The sequence below is a fragment of the Streptomyces sp. CC224B genome, from assembly GCF_030010595.1.
In the GTDB taxonomy this organism is placed as follows: Bacteria; Actinomycetota; Actinomycetes; order Streptomycetales; family Streptomycetaceae; genus Streptomyces; species Streptomyces longispororuber.
The window spans coordinates 1-23,250 of the sequence record NZ_JASCXL010000141.1 but is presented as its reverse complement, the minus strand read 5'-3'; the positions used below and the strand labels follow the sequence as shown (position 1 = coordinate 23,250).

Annotated in this window: 19 protein-coding genes and 1 tRNA gene; 13 read left to right on the top strand and 7 right to left on the bottom strand. The window is 75.4% G+C overall.

Annotated features, from left to right (window positions below):
* Positions 1 to 186 precede the first annotated feature (186 nt).
* The 3 genes from QK440_RS36225 to QK440_RS36215 all read left to right on the top strand — a co-directional run bounded on the left by QK440_RS36225 (position 187) and on the right by QK440_RS36215 (position 3,669).
* A complete protein-coding gene (locus QK440_RS36225) occupies positions 187 to 1,113 on the top strand; it encodes a sugar ABC transporter permease (protein WP_282797511.1) in 927 nt (308 codons plus the stop codon).
* Between the two features lie 9 nt (positions 1,114 to 1,122).
* Complete coding sequence (locus QK440_RS36220; RefSeq protein WP_282797510.1) at positions 1,123 to 2,046, top strand: carbohydrate ABC transporter permease; 924 nt, start codon at positions 1,123 to 1,125, stop codon at positions 2,044 to 2,046.
* 168 nt (positions 2,047 to 2,214) lie between these two features.
* Positions 2,215 to 3,669 carry a GH1 family beta-glucosidase gene (locus tag QK440_RS36215; RefSeq protein WP_282797509.1) on the top strand — a complete coding sequence of 485 codons (1,455 nt, stop codon included), beginning with the start codon at positions 2,215 to 2,217 and terminating at the stop codon, positions 3,667 to 3,669.
* A gap of 296 nt (positions 3,670 to 3,965) precedes the next feature.
* On the opposite strand, the gene QK440_RS36210 is transcribed toward QK440_RS36215, so the two are convergent.
* Together QK440_RS36210 and QK440_RS36205 are read right to left on the bottom strand one after the other, a co-directional pair.
* Positions 3,966 to 5,354: a HAMP domain-containing sensor histidine kinase gene (locus QK440_RS36210; RefSeq protein ID WP_282797508.1), complete on the bottom strand. Its 1,389-nt coding sequence runs from the start codon at positions 5,352 to 5,354 to the stop codon at positions 3,966 to 3,968.
* Positions 5,355 to 5,376: 22 nt separating this feature from the next.
* Positions 5,377 to 6,063, bottom strand: coding sequence for a response regulator transcription factor (locus QK440_RS36205; RefSeq protein ID WP_282797507.1), 687 nt, complete (start codon positions 6,061 to 6,063; stop codon positions 5,377 to 5,379).
* Positions 6,064 to 6,205: 142 nt separating this feature from the next.
* Here QK440_RS36205 and QK440_RS36200 point away from each other — a divergent pair, with 142 nt between their 5' ends.
* Positions 6,206 to 6,763, top strand: coding sequence for a hypothetical protein (locus QK440_RS36200; RefSeq protein ID WP_282797506.1), 558 nt, complete (start codon positions 6,206 to 6,208; stop codon positions 6,761 to 6,763).
* A 94-nt stretch (positions 6,764 to 6,857) separates the two neighbouring features.
* On the opposite strand, the gene QK440_RS36195 is transcribed toward QK440_RS36200, so the two are convergent.
* Complete coding sequence (locus QK440_RS36195; protein ID WP_282797505.1) at positions 6,858 to 7,721, bottom strand: fused MFS/spermidine synthase; 864 nt, start codon at positions 7,719 to 7,721, stop codon at positions 6,858 to 6,860.
* Between the two features lie 491 nt (positions 7,722 to 8,212).
* Positions 8,213 to 8,755 carry a hypothetical protein gene (locus QK440_RS36190; protein ID WP_282797504.1) on the bottom strand — a complete coding sequence of 181 codons (543 nt, stop codon included), beginning with the start codon at positions 8,753 to 8,755 and terminating at the stop codon, positions 8,213 to 8,215.
* A gap of 326 nt (positions 8,756 to 9,081) precedes the next feature.
* On the opposite strand from QK440_RS36190, the gene QK440_RS36185 reads away from it, so the two are divergent.
* Positions 9,082 to 10,509, top strand: coding sequence for a tetratricopeptide repeat protein (locus tag QK440_RS36185; protein WP_282797503.1), 1,428 nt, complete (start codon positions 9,082 to 9,084; stop codon positions 10,507 to 10,509).
* 13 nt (positions 10,510 to 10,522) lie between these two features.
* On the opposite strand, the gene QK440_RS36180 is transcribed toward QK440_RS36185, so the two are convergent.
* Positions 10,523 to 11,119 (bottom strand): histidine phosphatase family protein, encoded by a 597-nt coding sequence (locus QK440_RS36180; protein WP_282797502.1) that lies wholly within the window; start codon positions 11,117 to 11,119, stop codon positions 10,523 to 10,525.
* Between the two features lie 294 nt (positions 11,120 to 11,413).
* Between QK440_RS36180 and QK440_RS36175 the strand changes: the two genes are divergently transcribed.
* The 7 genes from QK440_RS36175 to QK440_RS36145 all read left to right on the top strand — a co-directional run bounded on the left by QK440_RS36175 (position 11,414) and on the right by QK440_RS36145 (position 17,902).
* Complete coding sequence (locus tag QK440_RS36175) at positions 11,414 to 12,559, top strand: phosphatase PAP2 family protein (protein ID WP_282797501.1); 1,146 nt, start codon at positions 11,414 to 11,416, stop codon at positions 12,557 to 12,559.
* A complete protein-coding gene (locus tag QK440_RS36170) occupies positions 12,525 to 13,616 on the top strand; it encodes a hypothetical protein (RefSeq protein ID WP_282797513.1) in 1,092 nt (363 codons plus the stop codon). The genes QK440_RS36175 and QK440_RS36170 overlap by 35 nt, the downstream gene beginning before the upstream one ends.
* Positions 13,617 to 13,686: 70 nt before the next feature.
* Complete coding sequence (locus tag QK440_RS36165; protein WP_282797500.1) at positions 13,687 to 15,318, top strand: hypothetical protein; 1,632 nt, start codon at positions 13,687 to 13,689, stop codon at positions 15,316 to 15,318.
* A complete protein-coding gene (locus QK440_RS36160; RefSeq protein WP_282797499.1) occupies positions 15,315 to 16,688 on the top strand; it encodes an AAA domain-containing protein in 1,374 nt (457 codons plus the stop codon). Before QK440_RS36165 ends, QK440_RS36160 begins: the two co-directional genes overlap by 4 nt.
* A 94-nt stretch (positions 16,689 to 16,782) precedes the next feature.
* Positions 16,783 to 17,130, top strand: coding sequence for a hypothetical protein (locus tag QK440_RS36155; protein WP_190139330.1), 348 nt, complete (start codon positions 16,783 to 16,785; stop codon positions 17,128 to 17,130).
* A gap of 81 nt (positions 17,131 to 17,211) precedes the next feature.
* Entirely contained in the window at positions 17,212 to 17,838 is a 627-nt protein-coding gene (locus QK440_RS36150; RefSeq protein WP_282797498.1) for a bifunctional DNA primase/polymerase, read from the top strand.
* Positions 17,829 to 17,902 (top strand) — tRNA-Lys (locus QK440_RS36145). Before QK440_RS36150 ends, QK440_RS36145 begins: the two co-directional genes overlap by 10 nt.
* Before the next feature lie 421 nt (positions 17,903 to 18,323).
* On the opposite strand, the gene QK440_RS36140 is transcribed toward QK440_RS36145, so the two are convergent.
* Positions 18,324 to 19,598, bottom strand: coding sequence for a M6 family metalloprotease domain-containing protein (locus QK440_RS36140; protein ID WP_282797497.1), 1,275 nt, complete (start codon positions 19,596 to 19,598; stop codon positions 18,324 to 18,326).
* 337 nt (positions 19,599 to 19,935) lie between these two features.
* Between QK440_RS36140 and QK440_RS36135 the strand changes: the two genes are divergently transcribed.
* Positions 19,936 to 21,819: an EAL domain-containing protein gene (locus QK440_RS36135; protein ID WP_282797496.1), complete on the top strand. Its 1,884-nt coding sequence runs from the start codon at positions 19,936 to 19,938 to the stop codon at positions 21,817 to 21,819.
* A 91-nt stretch (positions 21,820 to 21,910) separates the two neighbouring features.
* On the opposite strand, the gene QK440_RS36130 is transcribed toward QK440_RS36135, so the two are convergent.
* Positions 21,911 to 23,011 (bottom strand): LLM class flavin-dependent oxidoreductase, encoded by a 1,101-nt coding sequence (locus tag QK440_RS36130; RefSeq protein ID WP_282797512.1) that lies wholly within the window; start codon positions 23,009 to 23,011, stop codon positions 21,911 to 21,913.
* Positions 23,012 to 23,250 lie beyond the last annotated feature (239 nt).

The following is a 23,250-nucleotide window of genomic DNA, read 5'->3' as shown; positions in this document are numbered from 1 at the left end:
TCCTGCACTCGGCACCGCTGCCGGAGCCTCTGCGGTGAACCGGGGCCGCGGCCGCGGCCGCGCGGGGCGGGGGCGTTTGCCCCCCCCCCCCCCGGCCGCCCCCCCCCCCCGGGCCGGCGGCGCCGCCGGCCCCCCCGCGCGCGGGCCGGGGCACGGGACGCCGCGGCGGCGGCCGGCGCGGGCGCCGTGGGGCGCCGCCGGGCCCGGCGCAGCCGGCTGTACCGCTGGGACGTGAAGTACAGCCCCTACGCGCTGGTCGCGCCGTTCTTCCTGTTCTTCGTCGCCTTCGGGCTCTTCCCGCTGCTGTACACCGGGTGGGCCTCGCTGCACCGCGTGGAGCTCGGCGCGCCCACCGACATGGAGTGGGTGGGGCTGCGCAACTTCTCCCGGCTGTGGGACGACGAATTCTTCTGGAACGCGCTGCGCAACACCTTCACCATCGGCGTCATCTCGACCGTGCCGCAGCTCCTGATGGCGCTCGGGCTCGCCCATCTGCTCCACTACCGGCTGCGCGGCTCCATGTTCTTCCGCGTCGCGATCCTCACCCCGTACGCCACGTCCGTCGCCGCGGCCACGCTGGTGTTCGTGCTCATGTTCAGCCGCACCGACCACGGGATGATCAACTGGGCGCTCGGCCTGGTCGGGGTGGACGCCGTGGACTGGCAGAACGGCGACTGGACGGCGCAGCTCGCGGTGTCGGCCATCGTGATCTGGCGCTGGACCGGCTACAACGCCCTCATCTACCTCGCCGCGATGCAGGCCATCCCGAACGACCTGTACGAGTCGGCGGCCCTGGACGGGGCGAGCCGCCGGCAGCAGTTCCTGCACGTGACGGTGCCCTCGCTGCGGCCGACGATCCTGTTCACCTGCGTGGTGTCGACCATCGGGGCGACGCAGCTCTTCGGCGAGCCCCTGCTGTTCAGCCAGGGGGCGAGCCCCACCGGCGGCTCGGACCACCAGTTCCAGACGCTCGGCCTGTACCTGTACGAGCAGGGCTGGTTCAACCAGCACCTCGGGCGGGCCTCGGCGATCGCCTGGACCATGTTCCTGCTCCTCGTCCTGATCGGCCTGCTCAACTGGGCGATCAGCCGGTGGATCCGCAAGAGCGCGTGAGGGGATGACATGACCGACGTGACACGGACCCGGCGCGCGCCGCGCACCGAAGGGACCGGGACGGCCGCCCGGGGGCGGCGCCGCGGCGGCCCGGCGAAAGGCGCCGCCGGACGGCACCGGCACGGCGGGAAGCTGACGTACGCCGTACTGACCCTGTTCACCATCGGCTCGCTCTTCCCGCTGGTGTGGACGGCGATCGCCGCCTCCCGCACCAACACGCGGCTGGCGCAGACACCGCCGCCCTTCTGGTTCGGCGGCAACCTCTTCAAGAACCTGGAGATCGCCTGGACCGACGCCAACATGGGCACGGCCCTGCTGAACACCCTGGTGGTGGCGGGCACGGTCACCGTCGGCACCGTGCTCTTCTCCACCCTCGCCGGCTTCGCCTTCGCCAAGCTGCGGTTCCGCTTCCGGGGGCTGCTGCTGCTCCTGGTGATCGGCACGATGATGGTGCCGCCACAGCTCAGTGTCGTACCGCTGTTCATGATGGTCGCCGAGTTCGGCTGGACCGACCAGTTGCAGGCGGTGATCCTGCCGTCGCTGGTCAGTGCCTTCGGGGTGTTCTTCATGCGGCAGTACCTGGCCGAGGCGCTGCCCACGGAGATCATCGAGGCGGCACGGGTGGACGGGGCCGGCAGCCTGCGGCTGATCTGGCACGTGGTCTTCCCGGCGGCGCGGCCCGCGATGGCCGTGCTCGGCATGCTGACCTTCGTGATGGCCTGGAACGACTTCTTCTGGCCGATCATCGCGCTCACCCAGGGCGGCGAACCGACCGTCCAGGTCGCGCTCGCCGGGCTCGGCCGGGGGCAGATCCCCGACCAGTCCGTGATCATGGCGGGCGCCCTGCTCGGCACGCTGCCGCTGCTGGTCGCGTTCGTGCTGTTCGGCAAGCAGATCGTGGGCGGGATCATGCAGGGGGCCGTCAAGGGATAGCTGGCCTTTTCCTGGCGTGGGCGCCCTTCTCTGGCGGGGCGCCCTGAGCGGTCGCCGCCGCTCCGCGGCGGTTTTCCCGCCCGCCCGCCCGTAGCCCCCGTTGCGCCTGAGCCTTGCGACACAGTCCGCCCCCCCTTCCCATCCGTACCGACCCTTGGGAGCGCTTCCATGACCGATGCCAGTCTGCGGTTTCCCCCCGGCTTCCTGTGGGGAGCCGCGACCGCCGCGTACCAGATCGAAGGGGCCGTGAGGGAGGACGGCAGGACCCCGTCGATCTGGGACACCTTCAGCCACACCCCGGGCAAGGTGCTCGGCGGCGACACCGGGGACGTCGCCTGCGACCACTACCACCGGTGGCGCGAGGACGTGCGCCTCATGGCGGAGCTGGGCCTGACCGCCTACCGCTTCTCGGTGTCCTGGCCGCGGGTGCAGCCCACCGGGCGCGGGCCCGCCGTGCAGCGCGGGCTCGACTTCTACCGCGCGCTCGTGGACGAGTTGCTCGCGCACGGCATCACGCCCGCGCTCACCCTCTACCACTGGGACCTGCCGCAGGAGCTGGAGTCGGCCCTGCCCGGCGGGGGCCCGGCGGGCGGCGGCTGGCCGGAGCGGGACACCGCGTACCGCTTCGCGGAGTACGCCGGGCTCGTCGCCGGGGCGCTCGGGGACCGCGTGGAGATGTGGACCACCCTCAACGAGCCCTGGTGCAGCGCGTTCCTGGGCTACGGCTCGGGTGTGCACGCCCCCGGGCGCACCGACCCCGCCGCCGCCCTGCGCGCGGCCCACCACCTCAACCTCGCCCACGGCCTCGGCGTCCAGGCGCTGCGCGCGGCCCTGCCCGCCCGCGCCCGGATCGGCGTGAGCCTCAACCCGAGCGCGGTGCGCCCGCTCACCCCGTCGCCCGCCGACCTGGACGCCCGGCGCCGGATCGACGCGCTCGCCAACCGCGTCTTCACCGGGCCGATGCTGCGCGGAACGTACGACGACGACCTCCTGGCGGACACCGCGGGCGTCACGGACTGGGCCTTCGTGCACGACGGCGACCTGGGCGCCACCCGGCAGCCGCTGGACTTCCTCGGCCTCAACTACTACACGCCCGCGGTCGTGTCCGCCGCCGGCCCCGACGGCCCGCGCCACGACGGGCACGGCGCCAGCGCCCACTCCCCCTGGCCGGGCGCGGACGACCGCGTCGCCTTCCACCGCGCGCCCGGCGAACTCACCGCCATGGACTGGCCGGTGGACCCCACCGGCCTGAAGGACCTGCTCCTTGAGTACACCGCGCAGGCGCCCGGGGTCCCGCTGTACGTGACGGAGAACGGCGCCGCGTACGAGGACAAGCCCGAGGGCGGCGCCGTCCACGACCCGGACCGGGTGCGCTATCTGCACGGGCACCTGGCGGCGGTGCACCAGGCGCTCCTGGAGGGCGCCGACGTCCGCGGGTACTTCCTGTGGTCGCTCCTGGACAACTTCGAGTGGGCGTACGGCTACGGCAAGCGCTTCGGCCTGGTGTACGTCGACTACGAGACCCAGGAGCGGACGCCCAAGTCGAGTGCCCGCTGGTACGCGAAGGTCGCGGCGGGCGGGGAGCTGCCGCGGACCCTGCCCGAACCCTGGCCCCAGGACTGACCCCGGGCGCGCCCCGGCCGGTGGGGGGTGACGGCCGGGGCACGCGTTTCCCGTGGGGGGTACGGGTGGCTGCCCCGGGGACGTGCGGAGCAGCTCCACGGAGCACGTTAGCCGCGGCCGGGGGTGCCGGAGCGGCCCTTATGGCGGGCTTAAGGAAGGGATGGGGGCCGGTTAAAGATCAGGCAGGGCACGGCCGTGGCAGGGCAGGGGGCCGGTGGCGGTTCAGGAGACCGTGGCAGGTCAGGAGGCCCGCGGCAGTCAGGAGGCCGGTGCCGGTTCAGGAGGCCCGCGGCAGGTCAGGAGGCCGGCGCCTTGCGGCCCCGGCGGCGGACCACCGCGCGGGCGGCCCGGCGTCCCGCCGACGGCCGGGCGGTCCCGCGCTGGAGCCACAGCCGTATCTCCGTCCCGCCGAGCACCGAGCGGCCCACGCGCACGTCGCCGCCGGTCGACTCGGCCAGGCGGCGCGCGATGTCGAGGCCTAGCCCCGTGGAGCCGACCGCGGTCCCGGAACCGCCCCGGGCGAGGGCCGCCTCGGGGTCGGCGATGCCGTCCCCGGCGTCGGAGACGAGGACGATCACCGCGTCGTCGCCGCTGTGCACGTCCACGGCGAAGGCGGTGCCCTCCGGGGTGTGCCGGAAGACGTTGCCGAGCAGCGCGTCGAGGGCGGCGGCCAGGTCGGCGCGCGCCACCGGCACCCACACGGGCCGCTCGACGCCCGCGACCCGGGCCTCGCGGCCCTCGTCCTCGGCGAGCGCCGACCAGAACGCCATCCGCTCGCGGATCACACCGGCGGCGTCGCAGCCCGCGCCGGGCCCGGCGGCCACCGTGCGGGGCTTGGCGTCCCGGGCGGTGCGGATGATCGTGTCGACCTCGCGCTCCAGTTGCTCCACGGCGGCGCGGGTCTGCTCGGCGGCGGGCCCGTCGCCGAGCGAGGCGGTGTTGAGGCGCAGCACGGTCAGCGGGGTGCGCAGCCGGTGCGACAGGTCGGCGGCCAGTTCCCGCTCGTTGGCGAGGAGGCCGACGACCTGGTCGGCCATGGAGTTGAACGCCACGGCGGCGAGCCGCAGTTCGGTGGGCCCCTCCTCCGGGACGCGGGCGCCGAGCCTGCCCTCGCCGAGGTCGCGGGCGGCGCCGACCAGGCGTCTGGCGGGCCGGACCATGCGGACGCCGAGCCGGTCGGCGACGGCCACCGAGCCGATGACGAGGGCGACGCCGACGCCCGCGAGCACCAGCCACGCCGTGGTCACGCCGTTGCTGACCTCGCGCTCCGGCACGTGGATCTCGACCACGGCGATCTCCCCGGAGCCGACGGCGAAGGGCTGCAGGAGCGCGTAGCCGCCGGGGACGGTGACCGTCCTCGCGCGGCCCTGCCCGCGGGCCGCGGCGACGGCGCGCGGATCGGCGCGGCGCTCGCCGATGGTCAGCGCGGGGTGGGTGCCGACGGCCGGGACGTGCACGGCCATCCGCCCCTCGCCGCCCGCCTCAGAGGTGGCGACGGCCCGGGTGAGCTCGGCGCGGTCGGTGGTGATGGACAGCGTGGGCCCCATGCCGGCAGCGTGCCGCTCGGCGTTGGAGAAGGCGCGGTCGCGGGCCATCTCCTGGATGACCAGGCCGAGCGGGACGGCGAAGGCGGCCACGACCATCGTGGTGACGGCCAGGCACACCTTCACCAGCGCCCACCTCACGGCGCGGCCCGGCGCGCGGGGGTCACCGCGGCGGCTCCAGCTTCACGCCGACGCCCCGCAGAGTGTGCAGGTAGCGGGGGTTGGCGGCGGTCTCGCCGAGCTTCCGGCGCAGCCAGGACAGGTGCACGTCGATGGTCTGGTCGTCGCCGTAGCTCTGCTGCCACACCTCGGCGAGGAGCTCCCGGCGCGGTACGACGACGCCGGGGCGCCCGGCGAGGAAGGCGAGCAGGTCGAACTCACGGCGGGTCAGGTCGAGCGGGGTGCCGTCCAGTTCGGCCCGGCGGCGCAGCGGGTCGACGGCGAGCCCGCCGACGCGCAGGACGCGGCTCGCGGGCGCCTCGCCGGAACCGCGGGTGCGGCGCAGCACGGCGGCCATCCGCGCGGAGAGGTGCTCGACGGAGAACGGCTTGGTCAGGTAGTCGTCGGCGCCATCGTTGAGGAGCCGGACGATCTCCGCCTCGTCGTCGCGGGCGGTCGCGACGATCACGGGTACGTCGGTGACGCCGCGCAGCATCTTCAGCGCCTCGCCCCCGTCCAGGTCGGGCAGCCCGAGGTCGAGGATGACGACGTCGAAGCAGTGGTGGGCGACCTCGCGCAGCGCCTCCAGGGCGGTGCCGACGCTCCGTACGGTGTGGGAGGCGTCGGAGAGGTGCCGGATGAGGGCCGAGCGGACGAACTGGTCGTCCTCGACGACGAGCACACGAGCCATGGGCGGCACCGTACGCCATGCGGACGCCCCCGGTGCCCGGAGGGACTTTTGGCCCGGACTTGGGCGGCATGTCCGGCGACGGATGCCGCCACGGGGCTCGTTTTCTGGCCACCGCGGGGGCGGTGGTGCACTATGGCCGGCGATGCGCAGAGGTCTCCTGGGCGCCGGCGCGTGGTCGCTCGCCACGGGCGCGGCGGTCACGCTCTCGTGGTGGGGCGTGCACACCGTGATGGCGGGCACCGCCTACGATCCGCCGCGCGCGGTCCCGCTCACCGCGCGTGACCACGCGGACGACCCGGTGTCGTCGTCCACGCACCGCCCGGGTCCGGCACCATCACCGCGCCCGACGCCGCCGCCCCGGCCCCGGGCGTCCGCCGAGCCACCGCGGCGGGAGACGGCCACGGCGCGGCCGCCGTCCCGCGGTCCCTCCGAACGGCCGGAGCGACCCGAGCGGTCCGCCGGGTCCGGCCGGTCGTCCGGGCACGTGCGGGGCTACAGCACCGACGGCGGCCGGGTCGTGTTCGACCTGGGCCGGGACGCGGCGGCGCTGGTGTCGGCGTCGCCCGCGCCGGGCTGGTCGATGCGGGTGTGGAAGGCACCGGCGTGGATCCGCGTGGAGTTCACCTCGGGCGCCGACCGGGTGTCGGTGTTCTGCGTGTGGCACGACCGCGCGCCCCGGGTGGACGTCACGACGTACTGACGCACTGACGCACTGACGCACTGACGTACAGGCTTACGGACGTACAGGCTTACGGACGTACGGGCTTACGGACGTACGGACGGGCCGGGACCGGCTAGCGGAACACCGAGGGCGGGGGCGCGGGCGAGGCGACCGCGCTCGCGTCCGTGACGGCGGCCGCGCCGCCGCTGAAGTCGGCGAGGGCGCGCCCGTGTTCGACGCGCGCCGGGTGCGGGTCGCCCGCGCTGCGCCGGGTCAGTTCGGCGAGGGGCAGAGGGTGCGCGGAGGCGACGAGCACGGCGTTGCCGAAGCGTTTGCCGCGCAGCACGGCCGGGTCGGCGACCAGGGCGAGCTCGGGGAAGACGGCGGCGGCGGTGGCCAGTTGCCCGCGCAGGTGGCGCAGCGGGGGCCCGTCGGCGACGTTGGCGGCGTAGTGGCCGCCGGGCTTCAGGACACGGCGTACGTCGCCGAGGAACTCCACGGAGGTCAGGTGCGCGGGGGTGCGCGCACCGCTGAACACGTCGGCGATCACGAGGTCCGCCCAGCCGTCGGGCACCTTCGCGAGCCCCTCGCGGGCGTCGGCGCCCCGCACGCGCACGCGTGCCTGCGGGTCGAGCGGCAGCGCGCGGCGCACCAGGCCGACGAGGGCGGTGTCCCGCTCGACCACCTGCTGGGTGGAGCGGGGGCGGGTGGCGGCTATGTACCGGGCGAGGGTGAAGGCGCCGCCGCCGAGGTGCAGGGCGTGCACGGGGGTGCCGGGCGGGGCGGTGAGGTCGGCGACGTGGCCGAGTCTGCGCTGGTACTCGAAGTCGAGGTGGGCGGGGTCGGCGAGGTCGACGTGGGACTGGGGGGCGCCGTCGAGGAGGAGGGTCCAGGCGTGGGGGCGGTCGCGGTCCGGCAGGAGTTCGGCGAGGCCGCCGTCCACCTGTTCGACCAGGGCCTCGCGCGTCTGCCGTCCTCCCCGCTTGCTCCTCGCCATCCCCTCATTATCGCCGGGTGGGTGGGAGTGCGCCCTCGCGGGTGCGCCCCAGCCCCACCCCTCCCCGAAACCGAGGACTGCCGCCCCCGGGCCCCCGCTACTTCCGTCTGGGGCTCCGCCCCTCTCCCCCTTTGATCGGCGCTCCGCGCCCCGTCCTCAAACGCCGGACAGGCTGCAATCTCCCCGACCCACCGTCGTCGGCTCCCCGCCAACCGCCGACGACACCCAGCGGACGTTGCCAGCCCGTCCGGCGTTTGAGGACGAGGCCGCCAGGCCGATGAAAAAGCGCACGGGCAGCCGTCGACGGCGGGACGCGGGACGCATCCAGCCCGTCCGGCGATTGAGGACGAGGCCGCCAGGCCGATGGGAGGGCGGGTGGGTGGGGAACGCTCCGGCAGGCGACGGCGGCGGGACGCACGACGATTCCAGCCCGTCCGGCGATTGAGGACCCAGGCCGGAGGCCGGCGAGGGCGGGTGGGTGGGGGCAGGGCTCAGCGGCAGTTGTCCGCGGCCTCGATCATCCGCCGCGCCTCACCAAGCGCAGCACGCAACACCACCGGATCCGTAACCGGCTCAGCCGCACCGGGCGGCACCAGCCACCCCGTACCGGCGACCGGCGGAGGGGCGGGCGGCCCCTGGGCGACGACCCCGCTGCCGCCGAAGGTCTGCGTACAGGCGCTGCCCGGCAGGTCCCAGCACGCGGCGGTGCCGGGCGGGACCAGGAAGCCGAGGGTGTCGCAGGTGCCGTCGTGCAGGACGGGGCCCACGGCCTCGTCACCGGCGCCCCGGCGCAGGATGTCGACGGCTTCGAGGCCCTGCCGGGCGGGCACGGTCACGAGGTCGCAGTGCTCGTGGTCGGCGCGGGGGGCGGGGGCGTGCGGGGCGTACGAGGAGTGGACGGTGTACAGGGTCCGGGGCCGGTGGCCCTGGTGGGCGGGGCCGCACGGCTCGGCGCCGCCGGGCCCCGCGCTGCGGTCCTGGCTCGGCCGGTGCCGCGCCGTGGTCAGTGAGCCCCCGGGTTCGCTGTTCTCCATGCCGACCTCCCACAAGGGAACCCCTCCTCGCGCGGGGGCGGAGCCGCTCCGCTCCCTCTCCGCACTGGTACAACGCGCCGCCGCGTGCACGGCTACGGCGCCACGCCGCCGCAAAGGATGGCAGTTCATGGCAGATCACGGATGAGATATCCGGTTTGTAGCCAAACTCCGCGTCACCGCGCTGTCACAGCGGGTACGTTCTTGCCCCGCCAGGACACGGCCGGACCGGCGGGAACAGCGCGAGGGGCGGGCAGCGGGACCCCACTTCGGGACCGCCGGCACGGTCCCCCCACGAGAGGGCCCCGGCCCCCACGAGAGGAACCGGCATGGCGTCGTCTTCCAGGGCCTCGTCGCCCCCGCCACCACGGCCGAACCTCGCCTTCCGGCAGCTGCGCGGGCAGCGCTCGCCGGGCGAGTTCGCGGCCCTGGTGCGGCGCGCCGCGCGCGAGATCGGCGAGCGGGTGAGCTGCGACGCGCGCTACGTCGGCCGCGTCGAGGCGGGCGAGATCCGTTGCCCCAACTACGCGTACGAGCGGGTGTTCCTGCACATGTTCCCCGGCCGGACGCTGACGGACCTCGGCTTCGCGCCGCGCGAGGCGGTACGCGGCCGGGGGGCGCGTACGGAACCTGAGGCGCCGACGGCGTACACCCTGGGGAGCCCGGCCGTACCGGACGGGCTCCGGCACCACGGCCGGGACATCCGAAGGAACAACGGCGACGAGGAGAGCGACGTGCGGCGCCGCGCATTCATGACGGGCGGGACGGCCACGGTGGCCGCCGCCTCCCTGGCGGCGCTGCCGCTGGGCGGCGCCGCCGAGGCAGCGGCGGTGTCCGGGCCCCGCACGGCGGGCGACGCCGAGGTGAGCGCGGTCGAGGAGGCCGTGCGCCGGATCCGGCTGCTCGACGACCGGCACGGCGCCGACGGCCTGTACCGGCGCGCGGCCGCCCCGCTGCGCACCGCGTACGCCCTGCTCGACGCGGGCACCTCCGGGCCGGGCACCACGGACCGGCTGTACGCGGGGGCGGGCGAGCTCGCCATCTCCGTGGGCTGGCTCGCGCACGACTCGGGCCGCTTCGACGACGCCCGCTCGCACTACGCGGAGGCCCTGGCGACGGCCCGGATGTCCGGCGACCCGGGCCTGGAGGCGCACGCCTTCTGCAACACGGCGTTCCTCGCACGCGACGCCGGGCGGCCGCGCGAGGCCGTCCGGGCGGCGCAGGCCGCAGCGCGCGCCGCCCGGCACCTGGGCTCGTCCCGGCTGCTTTCGCTGATCGCGCTGCGCGAGGCGGGCGGCTGGGCGGGGCTCGGCGACCGCGGGGGCTGCGAGCGGGCGCTGGCCCGGGCGCACGCCCTGTTCGACCAGGGGCCGGACGGGCGGGACCCGGAGTGGATGACGTTCTACGGTCCGGCCGAGGTGGCGGGCCTGGAGGCGCAGTGCTGGTCGGCGCTCGGCCACTGGGAGCGCGCCGCCCGGCACGCGCACCGGGCGGTGGACGTGGCGGTGGCGCGAACGCCCCAGTTCACCCGCAACATCGCCCTGTACACCGCGGAGCTGGCCGACGACCTGGCCCGCGCGGGCCGCCCGGACGAGGCCGCGGCGGCGGGGCAGCGGGTCCTCGCGCTCCTGGACGAGGTGCAGTCGTCCCGTATCCAGGGGATGCTCGCCACCACCGCGCGGGTGCTGCTGCCGCACCGGCGCGCGGCCGGGGTGAGCGCGTTCCTGGAGGACCACGCGTCCCGCGCGCGGGTGTGACCGGGCCGCCGGGTCAGCCGGCGAGGTGCCCGGTGTCGTTCCACGCCTCGATCGCGGGCTGCCCGTAGGCCCAGCCCAGGACCGACAGGGACGTCGGGTTGAGCCGGATGCGGGAGGCGAAGGCGATGTCCTCGCCGAGCCAGCGGGCGCCGATGGCGCGCAGGATGTGGCCGTGGGCGAAGACGAGCACGTCGCGGTCCGCCTCGCGCGCCCAGGCGACGACCTCGTCCGCGCGCGCGGAGACCTCGGCGAGGGTCTCGCCGTCCGGCACGCCGTCGCGCCAGATGAACCAGCCGGGCCGGACGGCCTGGATGTCCGCCGGGGTCATGCCCTCGTAGGCGCCGTAGTGGAACTCCATCAGGGTGTCCCACTCCGCGGCCCGGTCGCCGAAGCCGGCCAGTTCGCACGTCTCCCGCGCGCGGGACAGCGGGCTGGTGCGCACCTCGACCTCCGGCAGGCCGTCGTAGGGCGCGCGGTGCAGCCGTTCGCCGAGCAGTTTCGCGCCGCGCCTGCCCTCCTCCAGGAGCGGGATGTCGGTCCTGCCGGTGTGCTTGCCGGACAGCGACCACTCCGTCTGTCCGTGCCGGGCCAGCAGGATGCGCGGTGCCATGGGAAACCTTCCTCGACGGGTGCGGGGCGGGCGGAGAGGAGCCGGGGCGGGCGGTATGCCGCAAATAAGCCCGGACAAAAGCGGACAAGTGACGGTCCGCCGTCTCATGTGCCCTTCTGTTTGACTCCATCATCACTCACCCGCCCGGGACGCAACCCGCGCGCCGATCTCTGCGTCTAAGACGACCAGGGGCATGGCTCGTGGGCCCTCGCGCACGCCGTAAAGTGACCCAGCGGCCGGAGCCGCGAGAACCGAGCGGGAACAGCGCGTGAAATGAGATGGGGGACCCACCGGATGCCGCAGACCGAGGCACAGGGCGCCGGCAACGGCGGCATATCCGGATTCCGGTTGTTCGGAGGTCCCGGTTCGCGCCCGCGCTGGTGGACCGAGCTGCCGCTGCTGCTGCTGGTGTACGGGGCGTACTCGGCGGGCCGGCTGCTCGCGCGCGGCGACGTCACGACGGCCGTCGACCACGGCCTGGCGATCCTGCGGGTCGAGAAGGCCCTGAACCTCAACCTGGAACACCCGCTGAACCGGTTGTTCACCGCGCACGCCTCCCTCGGCGTCCCCGCCGACTTCTGGTACGCGTCGCTGCACTACCTGGTGACGCCACTGGTCCTGGTCTGGCTGTTCCGCAGCCGGGCCGTGCACTACACGGCCGCCCGCACCTGGCTGATGGTCTCCACGCTCATCGGCCTGGTCGGCTTCTCGCTGATGCCGACCTGCCCGCCGCGCCTGCTGGACGCGAGCCACGGGTTCGTCGACACGATGGCGCAGTACAGCGACTGGGGCTGGTGGGGCGGCCAGGCCAGCGCGCCGCGCGGCCTGGGCGGCATGACCAACCAGTACGCGGCGATGCCGAGCCTGCACGTCGGCTGGTCCCTGTGGTGCGGCGTGATGCTGTGGCGGCACGGGCGCACACCGCTCGTCCGGGCGGCGGCGGTGGCTTACCCGCTGCTGACCACGGTCGTCGTCATGGGCACCGCCAACCACTACTTCTTCGACGCGCTCGCCGGCATCGCCGTGATGCTCGTGGGGCTGCTCCTGGTCCGGCCGGTGCGGCGGGGCGCGGACCGGGCGAAGGCGCGCCTGGCGCCGGTGCTCGCGGCGGTCCTCCCGGGCCGGGCCTCCCCGCAGGGCGGCACCGGGCCCCGGAACGGCGACGGGCCCGCCGCCGGAGCCGGGCGGGCCGGGGGCCGGCCGGTGGGCGTCGGGGCCGCCACTTCCGTCACCCACGCCTCCGTTGTCAGTGGCGGATGCCAGACTTCCGCGGGTGACCGAATTCCCCATCAGCGCAAGCCCGGTGCCGAACCCGGCGCCAAGCCCGGCGGAAAGCCGGGGGGCAGGTCCCGGGGCCCCAAGGGCACCCGGCCGGCCGGCCGCCCCGCGGACGCCGGGGACGGCGCTGCGGCGACGGCTGGCGGAGCTGCGCGGACCTGACGTACCCCCGCAGCCGCTGGACGCCCGCGCCCTCGCCGCGCTCGCGGCGAACCCGGGCTGCCGCAGACGGGCCCTGCTCGACGGCGCCGGGGTGCCCAAGGCGGAGCTCGCGCGGTCGCTCGGCGCGCCCGCCGCGTTCGGCCAGTCCCAGTTCGCGTTCGCGCGCGGGCACGCCTTCGAGGCGCGGGTCAAGGCCGACGGCGGCGCGGAGCTGCTGCGCCTGACCCACGCGCGCCTGGGCGGCGGACCCGAGCCGGTGCCGGGCGAGGCGCGCGTGCCGGACCTGTCGGCGGCGGGCCCCGAGGGCCGCAGTGCCCGCACGGAGCTGGCCCTGCGCGAGGCCACGGCGGCCGGGGCCTGGACGCTGCTCGACCACCCCATGCTGGCGCTCGACGTCGCGGGCACCCCGGCCTTCCTGGAGCCGGACGCGGTGGTCGTCGCGCCCGACGGCAGCTGGACCGTGGTGGAGATCAAGTCGTTCCCGATGGTCGACGGCTCCGCGGACGCGGCGAAGGTGGGCGCCGCCGCCCGCCAGTCCGCGGTGTACGCCCTCGCCCTGGAGGACGCCGCCGCCCGCCTCGACCCGGCCCCCGAGGTGCGCCACCGGGTGCTGCTCGTGTGCCCCAAGGACTTCTCGAACCTGCCGGCGGCGTCGGCCGTGGACATCCGCAAGCAGCTCTCCGTGACCCGCCGCCAGCTCTCCCGGCTGACCCGCGTCGAGGAGATCGCGGCGGCGCTGCCGCCCGGCACGACGTTCGACGTCACCCGCTCCCCCGCCGAGCTGACCGCCGCGGTCGAGGCGGTCCCCGCGACGTACGCCCCCGAGTGCCTGGCCGCCTGCGAGCTGGCCTTCCACTGCCGGGCCCGGGCCCGCGCCGCCGACGAGGTGACCGCGCTCGGCCGCTCGCTGCGGGCCGAGCTGGGCGCGCTGACCACGGTGGGGGCGGCCCTGGCCGCCGCCCGCGGCGAGGCCGGGGACCCGGACGACCCGGCGGTGGCGGCCCTGCGCCGCGCCGGGGAGCTGCGGGCCGAGGCACTGGCGGGAGGGGCGGCGTGAGAACGGTCGGCACGCCGGGCCCCGCGCACGCGCGCGGCCCCTTCCGCACGAGGACGGCGAGGCACCCCCGATGACCCTGATCGACGACCTGGCCCGGCTGGAGGCGACGGCCACCGGCCGGGCCCAGCCCCGGGCCACGGTTTGCCACCGGCACCTCTCCCAGCGGCCCCTGGTCTTCGTGCCGCTCACCACGGCGGGTGAGGCCGGCGCCCCGCTCGGCGCCCTGGTCGGCACCGAGCGCACGTCGCCGCGGCTGCTCGTCGTCCCCCAGCCCCGCGACCGCGACCTGCGCTTCGCGTTCCTCGCACGGCTCGCCGACACGCTGCTGCCGTACGTGGAGTCGTACGCGGACGACGTCGAGGCGGCCGAGCGCACCGAGACCGACCCGGAGACCGGCAAGCGCGTCAAGGTCGAAGTCGACCTGTGCGCGGACGCGCCCCAGCTGATCGTGCCGAGCCGCGCGGGCATCGAGTTCGTCCGGCTGCTCGGCCGCTCCATGCGGTTCCGCCGCACCGCCGAGCAGGACCCCGACGCACCGCACCCCGCGCCGCCGCGCGTGCCGCTGCTCGGGCGCTGGCTGACGCACTTCGGGGAGCGCGCCCGCGTCCCCGGCTCGGCGCTGCTCCTCGCCATGACGGACCTGCTGTCCCGGCACTGGGCGACCGGGCAGTCGAGCCTGGAGGAGCAGCACCTGGGCGCGCTGCTCGCCTGGATCGAGGCGCCCGGGGACGGCTCGGCCGCCGAGGCGGCGCTGCGCGCGGAGCTCGCGCGGGACGCCGCCGGGCAGTTGCTGTGCCCGCCCGCGGGCCCGGCCACCGACCCGGCCTTCGACAACGACCTGCTGGCCCCGGCCGTCGAGGCCTACGACCGCGCGCGGACGGCCCTCGCCGCCGCCGAGGACGGCCTGGCCGCCGACGCGCGCCTGGCGGAGCTGACCGCGGCGGAGCGGGAGATCCGCGCCCTCGTCGAGAGCCGCACCCGCCCCACCTGGGACGCGGTGTGGCGCGGGCTCGACGCGCTGTGCGCGCTGCCCGCGGCGCCGCGCGCCGAGGACCGCTGGCGCAGCGACCGGTGGTCCTTCACCGCGCACCGCGACCGGGTCGCCGCCGGGGAGCCGCCGCAGCCGCGCCGCGACGACGCGGTGACGGCGGCGCAGAAGCTGGCCACCCGCGAGCGCGAGCAGGCGCGGCTCGACGCCCAGGAGGCCCTCGACGACCCGCTGGTGATGGCCGGGCGGCGGCTGCGCGGCGAGGCGTTCGCCGGGGAGGTCACCCAGGTCGTGATGGCGTACGGCGAGGGCAGGTCGCCGCGCCCGCGCCCCCTGGTCACCGTGCGCACGGCGGACCGGCCGCACCTGGACGAGGGCGTGAAGGTGTACCGCTCCCTGGACGGCAGGCCCCAGGCCGCGCAGTTCGTGACGTACGCCACCGACGCGGCGGCCGACGGTGGCGCGGACGGGCCCGGCGGCGGGGACGGGCCCGCGGTGGTGCTGCGGATCCTGGACAAGATGGGGCGCGGCAAGGAGCCCGAGCCCGGGTCGGTGCCCGAGGTCGGCGACCGGCTGTGCTGGACCCTGTTCGAGCACGAGCAGCGGGGCGGGCCGAAGCTGCCCGACCCGGAGGACACCCCGTGGACGCACGGCGGCCCGCCGGACGCCGCCGCCGAATCCCCCGACCCCGTGACCGCGGAGGACACCCTGTGACCCCTGCTCCCTGGGCCTCCCCGGCCTCCCCGGCTTCCCCCGCCTCCTTCGACCCGGCCGCCGCGGCCGCCCGCGCCACCGACGCGATCCTCCGCGACACGCTGCACGGCACGCACCGCGGCGTGGTCGTGGACTCGCCGCCCGGCGCGGGCAAGTCCACGCTCGTCGTGCGGGCCGCCCGCGAACTGGCCGCGGCGGGCCGCCCGCTGATGGTCGTCGCGCAGACCAACGCCCAGGTCGACGACCTGGTCCTGCGCCTCGCCGAGAAGGACCCGGAGCTGCCGGTGGGGCGGCTGCACAGCAGCGACTCCGACCCGTACGACAAGGCGCTGGACGCGCTGGCGAACGTGAAGAAGTCCACGAAGGCGGCCGACCTCGCGGGCCTGGACGTGGTGGTGTCCACGGCGGCGAAGTGGGCGCACGTGCGGGGCGTCGAGCCGTGGGGGCACGCCATCGTCGACGAGGCGTACCAGATGCGCTCCGACGGGCTGCTCGCCGTGGCCGGGCTCTTCGAGCGGGCGCTGTTCGTGGGCGACCCCGGCCAGTTGGACCCGTTCGCGATCGCCGAGGCCGAGCAGTGGGCCGGGCTCGCCTACGACCCGTCGGCCAGCGCGGTGTCCACCCTGCTCGCGCACAACCCGGAGCTGCCGCAGCACCGCCTGCCGGTGTCCTGGCGGCTGCCCGCGTCGGCGGCGCCGCTGGTGTCGGACGCGTTCTATCCGTTCACGCCGTTCCGCAGCGGTACGGGCCCCGGGGACCGGGCGCTGGACTTCGGGGTGCCCTCGGACGGCTCCGGGCCCGACCGGGTCATCGACGAGGCCGCCGCCACCGGGTGGGGGCTGCTCGAACTGCCCGCCCGGCACACGCCGCGCACCGACCCCGAAGCCGTGCGGGCGGTGGCGCTGGTGGTGCGGCGGCTGCTCGACCGGGGCGGGGTGACGACGTCGGAGCGGTCGGCGGAGCCCGCGCCGCTCACCGCGGACCGGGTGGCGGTGGGCACCGCGCACCGGGACCAGGCGGCGGCCGTCCGGGCCGCGCTCGCCGACCTCGGCGTGGTGGACGTCACCGTGGACACCGCCAACCGGCTCCAGGGGCGGGAGTACGACGTCACGGTGGTGCTGCACCCGCTGTCGGGGCGGCCGGACGCGACGGCGTTCCACCTGGAGACGGGCCGGCTGTGCGTGCTCGCCTCGCGGCACCGGCACGCCTGCGTCGTGGTGTGCCGGGCGGGGGTGGACGCGCTGCTCGACGACCATCCGGACACGGAGCCGGTGCAGTTGGGGGTGACGGTGAAGTTCCCCGACGGCTGGGACGCGATGATGACGACGTGGGACCACCTCTCGGCCCACCGCGTCCCCTGGCGCCCCTGACCGGGGCCGGGCTCCGGCCCCGGGGGTCCCCCGCGCCCTTGCGGGGCAAGGGACAATGGGTCCGCACGGCGGTATACGAGGAAGGAACGCGACGATGGCGGAATCCGAGGCCCAGGGCAAGCGCATGCGCCCCGCGCCGTTGCTCTTCGAGCCCGCGGAAGCCGCCCGGGACCCGGAGCACTTCTTCGACCTGGAGTCCGTCGAGGACCCGCGGGAGCTCCTGGCCCGCGCCACCGAGCTGGCCCTCGCGTTCCGCGCGGCGGCCGACCGGTCCGTGGAGTACCAGGCGATCGCGGCCGCGCAGCTCGCCGACCCGCGGCGGTTCGACCGGCTCACTCCGGCGGACATCGCCGAGCGCGCGCAGTGGACCGAGGACTACGCCAAGAAGATGGTGGAGTTCGGCCGGGACCTGCTGCGCCGCGAGAGCCCGGACACCCCCTGAGGCCCAGGGCCCCGGCCCCCGGGATCACCCTGGGGTCCACGGCCTCCGGCATATGCCGGAGGGGGCACGGTACTCCCGGCGGTGGGGGCCCGTCCCGGTTTCCGGGAAGTCCGCGGACGCCGTGACGCCCGTCCGGTACCTGTGAGTGTCATGAGCGTCTCTCACGTCACTGCCGACGGCGCCGCCTGGCTCGCCTCCGCGGAGACCCATCCGCGCCGGGTGCTCAGCGACTGGCGGGAGCGGCCCGGCGCCCCGGCCGTGCTGTCCTGCGGGACCGTCTTCGACGTGGTGAGCGTGCCCGCCGTGTTCGGGCGGCGGATGGTGGGCCGGCTGTGGCGCGAGGGCCCGGGGCCGGGCCCCGTCGCCCTGCACCGGGGCCGCCTCCTGCTCTTCGCCGCGCCCGGCACCGCCCAGCGGCTGCCCTCGCTCCTGGAGTGGGAGGAGTGGAGCCCCGCCGTGCCGTCGCCGCTGTGCCACGGGGCGGGGGACGCCGTCACCGTGCCGCCCCTCACGGCGGGGCCCTACCCCACGGGGTCACGCTGGGTGGTCGCCCCCGACAGCCGGACGCCCTGGCTGCCGGGGCCCGATGTGGTGCTGTGGGCGTGCGTGCGGGCCGCGCGGGTGACCGCCGGATCCGCGGTGCGTATATCGATTTTTCGTCGCGGCGATCAGAGTGCTAAGGTCTACGACGTCAGCAGGCGCCGCTAGCTCAGTTGGTTAGAGCAGCTGACTCTTAATCAGCGGGTCCGGGGTTCGAGTCCCTGGCGGCGCACGATGACGATGGCGAGGCATGTTCGCGGAACGCGCGAACCTGGCTCGCCATCGTTGTTTTTGCGCGGCTTCGCCGCGCTTGGTGGGGGCTTCGCCACCCACACCCCCCTCGGGTGGGGCTGGAGAGGGCGGGTTCGCGGGGAGCGCGTGCTGGCCCCGCCCTTGTCGTTCTGCGCGGCTTCACCGTGCGCCGTGGGGCTCCTCCGCCCACATCCCCATCAGGGCAGAGCTGCAAAGGGCGGGTTCGCGGGGAGTGCTCTTCGCAGGAGCGAACAGAGCCTTGCCGTCCCGTCGCGGGGCGGCCTCGGTCGACGCAGGGGGCCCGGGGGCTTGTCCGTGCCGTCCGTCCGTCACGGAATCCGACGGCGAGGCCCCTCACGCAGCGTGAGGGGCCTCCCGCGGTGGGTGGCGCCTGGTGAGGGTCAGGTCGGGGTCACTTCCACCGTCCAGGAACCCGTTGCCGTGCGCCCCTCCACACCGACGCGCACGCCCGTGCCCGGCACCGTGAAGCTCTCCCCGGCGCGCACCGGCGCGTCCGCGAGGGGCGGATAGACCGATTCGCCCCAACACGCCTCCGTGCGCGGATGAGCGTCCACGACCTTGACGGGGCCGCGGCCCGACGCCGTGTCGCCGCGCACGCGGTACACGAGGACGCCCTCGCTGCACGTCTCCCGGTCGTTGCCCGCGGCACCGCGCGCCTCGATCGCCACGACGCTGCCCCGGCCGGTGCGGACGACGGCCAGCTTGGTGCCGCCGACCTCGCCGCGGGCGGGCGGCACCGAGAGGGGCTCCAGGGTCAGCCGCCGGGCGTCCCCGCGCACGCACACCACCTGGCGCGGGTCCAGCCAGCCCAGCTTCCACTTGTGCCAGCCGAACAGGTCCGGGGCCATGCCGAACTGGCTGCCCATGACGTCCCAGTCGCCGACGTGCGTGTCCCAGTCGCCCTCGCCGCCGGTCGGGCGGTGGTACAGGTCCGGCAGGTCGAAGACGTGCCCCGTCTCGTGGGCGAGGACGTTGCGGTCCGGCGGGTGGCGCTCGAAGACCGTGACGATCCGGCGGATGCCGGTGCCGTCCACGCGCAGCGGCCGGTCGAGGTTCACGACCTTCGTGGCGTCCGAGTCGACGCCCGGGGCGTCCGGGTCCGCGACGAGGTACACGATGTCGTACGCGGAGAAGTCCACGTGCGGATCCGCCGCGGCCAGCGCGTCCCGCAGGTACGCGGCGCGCCGCCGGGCGTCCCAGTCGCGCGCTATGGCGTACGCGGTGGACGGCTTCGGCATCCGGATCCACTCGGACTGGGGATGCGCGCGCAACTGGAACCGCCCGTACGAGGCACGGGCGAAGAAGTCGCCGGTCGCGGGGAAGTGGTCCGCGGCCAGCTCCGCGGGCGTCGTCGCGGGCGGCGAGTCCGGGAAGGACAGGAAGACCATGACGGCGTCGCGGACCCTGGCGGGGCGAGGATAGGCGGCGTTCCAGGTGTCGAGCCCCTCCGAGTGGTGGGCCGACGTGCGCCGCAGGGCGCACGGACCCGCCGGGCCGTGGGCGACCGCCGGCCCAGCCACCAGGGACGTCGCGGCCATGGCGGTCAGGCAGGTGAACAGCGTGGCCGCGGTGCGCAGCCTCTCCCCTCCACGGGTGAGCGGCCTGGGACGGAGCTGACGCTCCACGTCGACCTCCGGGTGCGGAATGCGGGACACCCCACCCACCCTGTGGTGATTTGCTGAAGTTCGCCCAGTTTGTCTGACCTGACCGAGTGAACATGGTCGAGAAGGCCACCCACCCGGTGCTCACTCACCGTCACAAGCGATCGTCGCAGAAAGGAAGCGGTAACAGGCCGAGCAGAAACGATCTGCCACGGACGGACGGACCGTCTCCGCGGAGTGCGGCGGCTGGAGGCGCCGCGGGCCACCCTCTATGATCGGCACACTTTCCGGGCCCCGTCGGCCGCCCGCCACCGGCCGATCGCCTCCCCGGACCCGCCAGGAACAGGGGCCCCATCGACCTGCTCGATCAATCGCACTGCGGGAGCAAGCGGTGAACGGAACGTCCGAAAGGCCGACCGCCACGGCGGTCGCAGTACCGGGCCGCACCCGGCCTGCCGTAACAGAGCGTAATCAATGCGGTGTCGCCGGGCCCCCCGTCCGGCACACAGCCGACTACCGCGCGGCCTTCGCCGCGGCGCCCCTCCCCCTCGCCGTCGTCGACAGCGAGGGGCTCGTCGTCTGCGCCAACGACGCGTTCGCCACCCTGCTCGGGGCGGACCACGCCGAGCTGCCGGGACGGGTCGCCGCCGACCTGGTGGACCTGGCGTCGGACACCCGCACCTGGCACGCCTACCTGGAGGTGCTCCGCAGCCGGCAGGCCAAACTGCGCTGTACCCGCAGACTCAAACATCCCGACGGGCACTCCCTGTGGACGCAGATCACCGTCTCGCCGCTGCCCGGCGAGCGGCAGGGGCCCGGCACGGTCCTGCTCGCCGCCGCCGACATCAGCGCCCGGCGCGACCTCCAGGCCCGGCTGCGCCACCTCCAGATGCACGACCCGGTGACCCGGCTGCCCAACCGCGCGCTGTTCTTCGAGCGGCTCGCCACCGCCCTGGAGGCGGGGGCGTACGACGACACGAGCACCGGCCGCGTCGGCCTGTGCTACCTGGACCTCGACGGGTTCAAGGCGGTCAACGACACGCTCGGGCACCGCGTCGGGGACCGGCTGCTCGCCGCCGTCGCCGAACGCCTGACCGCCTGCGCCGACCGGGCCGCCTACGGCAGGACCTCCGCGCCGCTGGTGGCCCGGCTCGGCGGGGACGAGTTCGCGCTGCTCGTGGAGGACTCCACCGGCACGGACCAGCTCGCGGAGCTGGCCGACGCCGCGCTGGCGGCCCTGCAGGAGCCGTTCGAGCTGTCCGGGCAGCGGCTGTCCCTCTCGGCGTCCATCGGCGTCGTCGAGCGGCGCGCCGCCGGGACCACCACGACCGGCCTGATGCAGGCCGCCGACACGACGCTGTACTGGGCGAAGACCGACGGCAAGGCCCGCTGGACGCTCTTCGACCCGGAGCGCAACGCGCACCGCATGACCCGGCAGGCGCTGGCCAGTTCGCTGCGGCCCGCCGTCGAGCGCGGCGAGTTCGTCCTGGACTACCAGCCCCTCGTGGGCATGGAGGACGGCGGCCTGCACGGCGTGGAGGCCCTCGTCCGGTGGGACCATCCGCAGTTCGGACTGCTCACGCCGAATCGGTTCATCGGATTGGCGGAAGAGGACGGCTCGATCGTCCAGCTCGGCCGCTGGGTGCTGCGCACGGCCTGCCTCCAGGCGCGCCGCTGGCAGGTGGAACACCCCGAACGGCCGCCGGTGTTCGTGAGCGTGAACGTCGCCGTGCGGCAGGTCTGGGACTCCGACCTCGTCGCGGACGTCGCGGAGATCCTCGCCGAGACCGGGCTCGCCCCCCAGCTCCTCCAGCTCGAACTGACCGAGTCCGCGGTCATGGGCTCCGCCGGACGCCCGCTCCAGGCCCTCCAGGCGCTCAGCGAGATGGGCGTGCGCATCGCCATCGACGACTTCGGCACCGGCTACTCCAACCTCGCCTACCTCAGCCGCCTCCCGGTGTCCGTGCTCAAGCTGGACGGGTCGTTCGTCCGGGGCTTCCAGTACGAGGAGTCGTACGCGGACGGGAACACGGGCGGGCACGGGGACGGGCTCGCCAACCCCGCCGACGAGGTGATCGTGGAGGCCATGGTGCGCCTCGCCCACCAGCTCGGCCTCACCGTCACCGCGGAGTGCGTGGAGACCGCCGGGCAGGCCGAGCGGCTGCGCCGGATCGGCTGCGACACCGGGCAGGGGTGGCTGTACTCCCGGGCCGTGGCGGCGGACCGGATCTCGGTGCTCCTGGGAGCCGGGCGCCTGCCCGCGACGGCCGCGTGAGGCCGTGGCGCCCTGCGACCGTGGCGCCGTGACGCCTGCCCGGGTGCCGCCCCCACCCCCGTGAGGGGGCGGCACCCGGCGTCACCGGAGTTCAGGAGCCGCCGGGATCGGCGGGCACCGGCTCGTGGGGCAGTCCGTAGGCGTCGGCGATGAGCTCGTAGCTGCGCAGCCGGACGTCGCCGCCGTGCGCGTTGGCGGTGAGCATCAGCTCGTCGGCGCCGGTGCGCTTGGCGAGGTCGTCGAGGCCCGCGCGGACCTGGTCGGCGGTGCCGTGGACGACGTTGCTGTTCCAGCTCGTGACGAAGTCCCGCTCCAGCTCCGTGAACGGGTACGCCGCCGCCTCCTCGGGCGTGGGCACGAGGCCGGGGCGGCCGGTGCGCAGCCGGACCATGTTGAGGGCGGCGGCCATGACCTGGCGGCGGGCCTCCTCCTCGTCGTCCGTGGCGAGCGCGGAGACGCCGATGACGGCGTACGGCGCGTCGAGGACGGCCGACGGGCGGAACGACTCGCGGTACAGGTCGAGCGCGGGGAGCGTGTTCTGCGCCGAGAAGTGGTGCGCGAAGGCGAAGGGCAGGCCGAGCACGCCCGCGAGGCGGGCGCTGAAGCCGGAGGAGCCGAGCAGCCAGACCGGCGGGCGGTGCGGGGACTGCACGCCGCCGGGGGACGTGGCCTGCACGGGGCCCGGGACCGCGTGGATGCGGGCGTAGGGGTGCCCGTCCGGGAAGTCGTCGTCGAGGAACCGGGTCAGCTCCGCGAGCTGCTGGGGGAAGTCGTCGGCGCCCTCGTTCAGCCGCTCCGTGCGGCGCAGGGCGGCCGCGGTGGCGCCGTCCGTGCCCGGGGCCCGGCCGAGGCCCAGGTCGACGCGGCCCGGGGCCAGGGCCTCCAGGGTGCCGAACTGCTCCGCGATCACCAGGGGGGCGTGGTTGGGCAGCATGACGCCGCCCGAGCCGAGGCGGATGCGGGTCGTGTGGGCGGCCAGGTGGGCGAGGATCACGGCCGGGGAGGAGGAGGCCACGCCGGGCATGGAGTGGTGCTCGGCCACCCAGTGGCGGTGGTAGCCGCGGGACTCGGCGAGCTTGGCGAGGGCGACGCTGGTGCGCAGGGCGTCGGTGGCGGTGCGGCCCGAGCCGACGGTCACGAGGTCCAGGACGGACAGGGGCGTGGGGGCGCTGCCGCGGGGCTCGGCCCGTATCCCCTCCGCTGTCGCGTCGGGCGTCTTGTGACCGTGTTCGTCCGTTGCCACGGGGGCCTCCTGCTGCTGTCGTGCGGAACCTCTGCCGAGGGGCAACAGGAGGGGGGCTCCGCTTATTCCCGGGGGCCCTCGCGGGGGGCGCCCCAGTCCCGCCCCTTTCCCGTAACCAGGGGCTGCCGCCCCTGGACCCCGCTTTTCGGCGCTCCGCGCCTCGTCCTCAAACGCCGGACGGGCTGGAA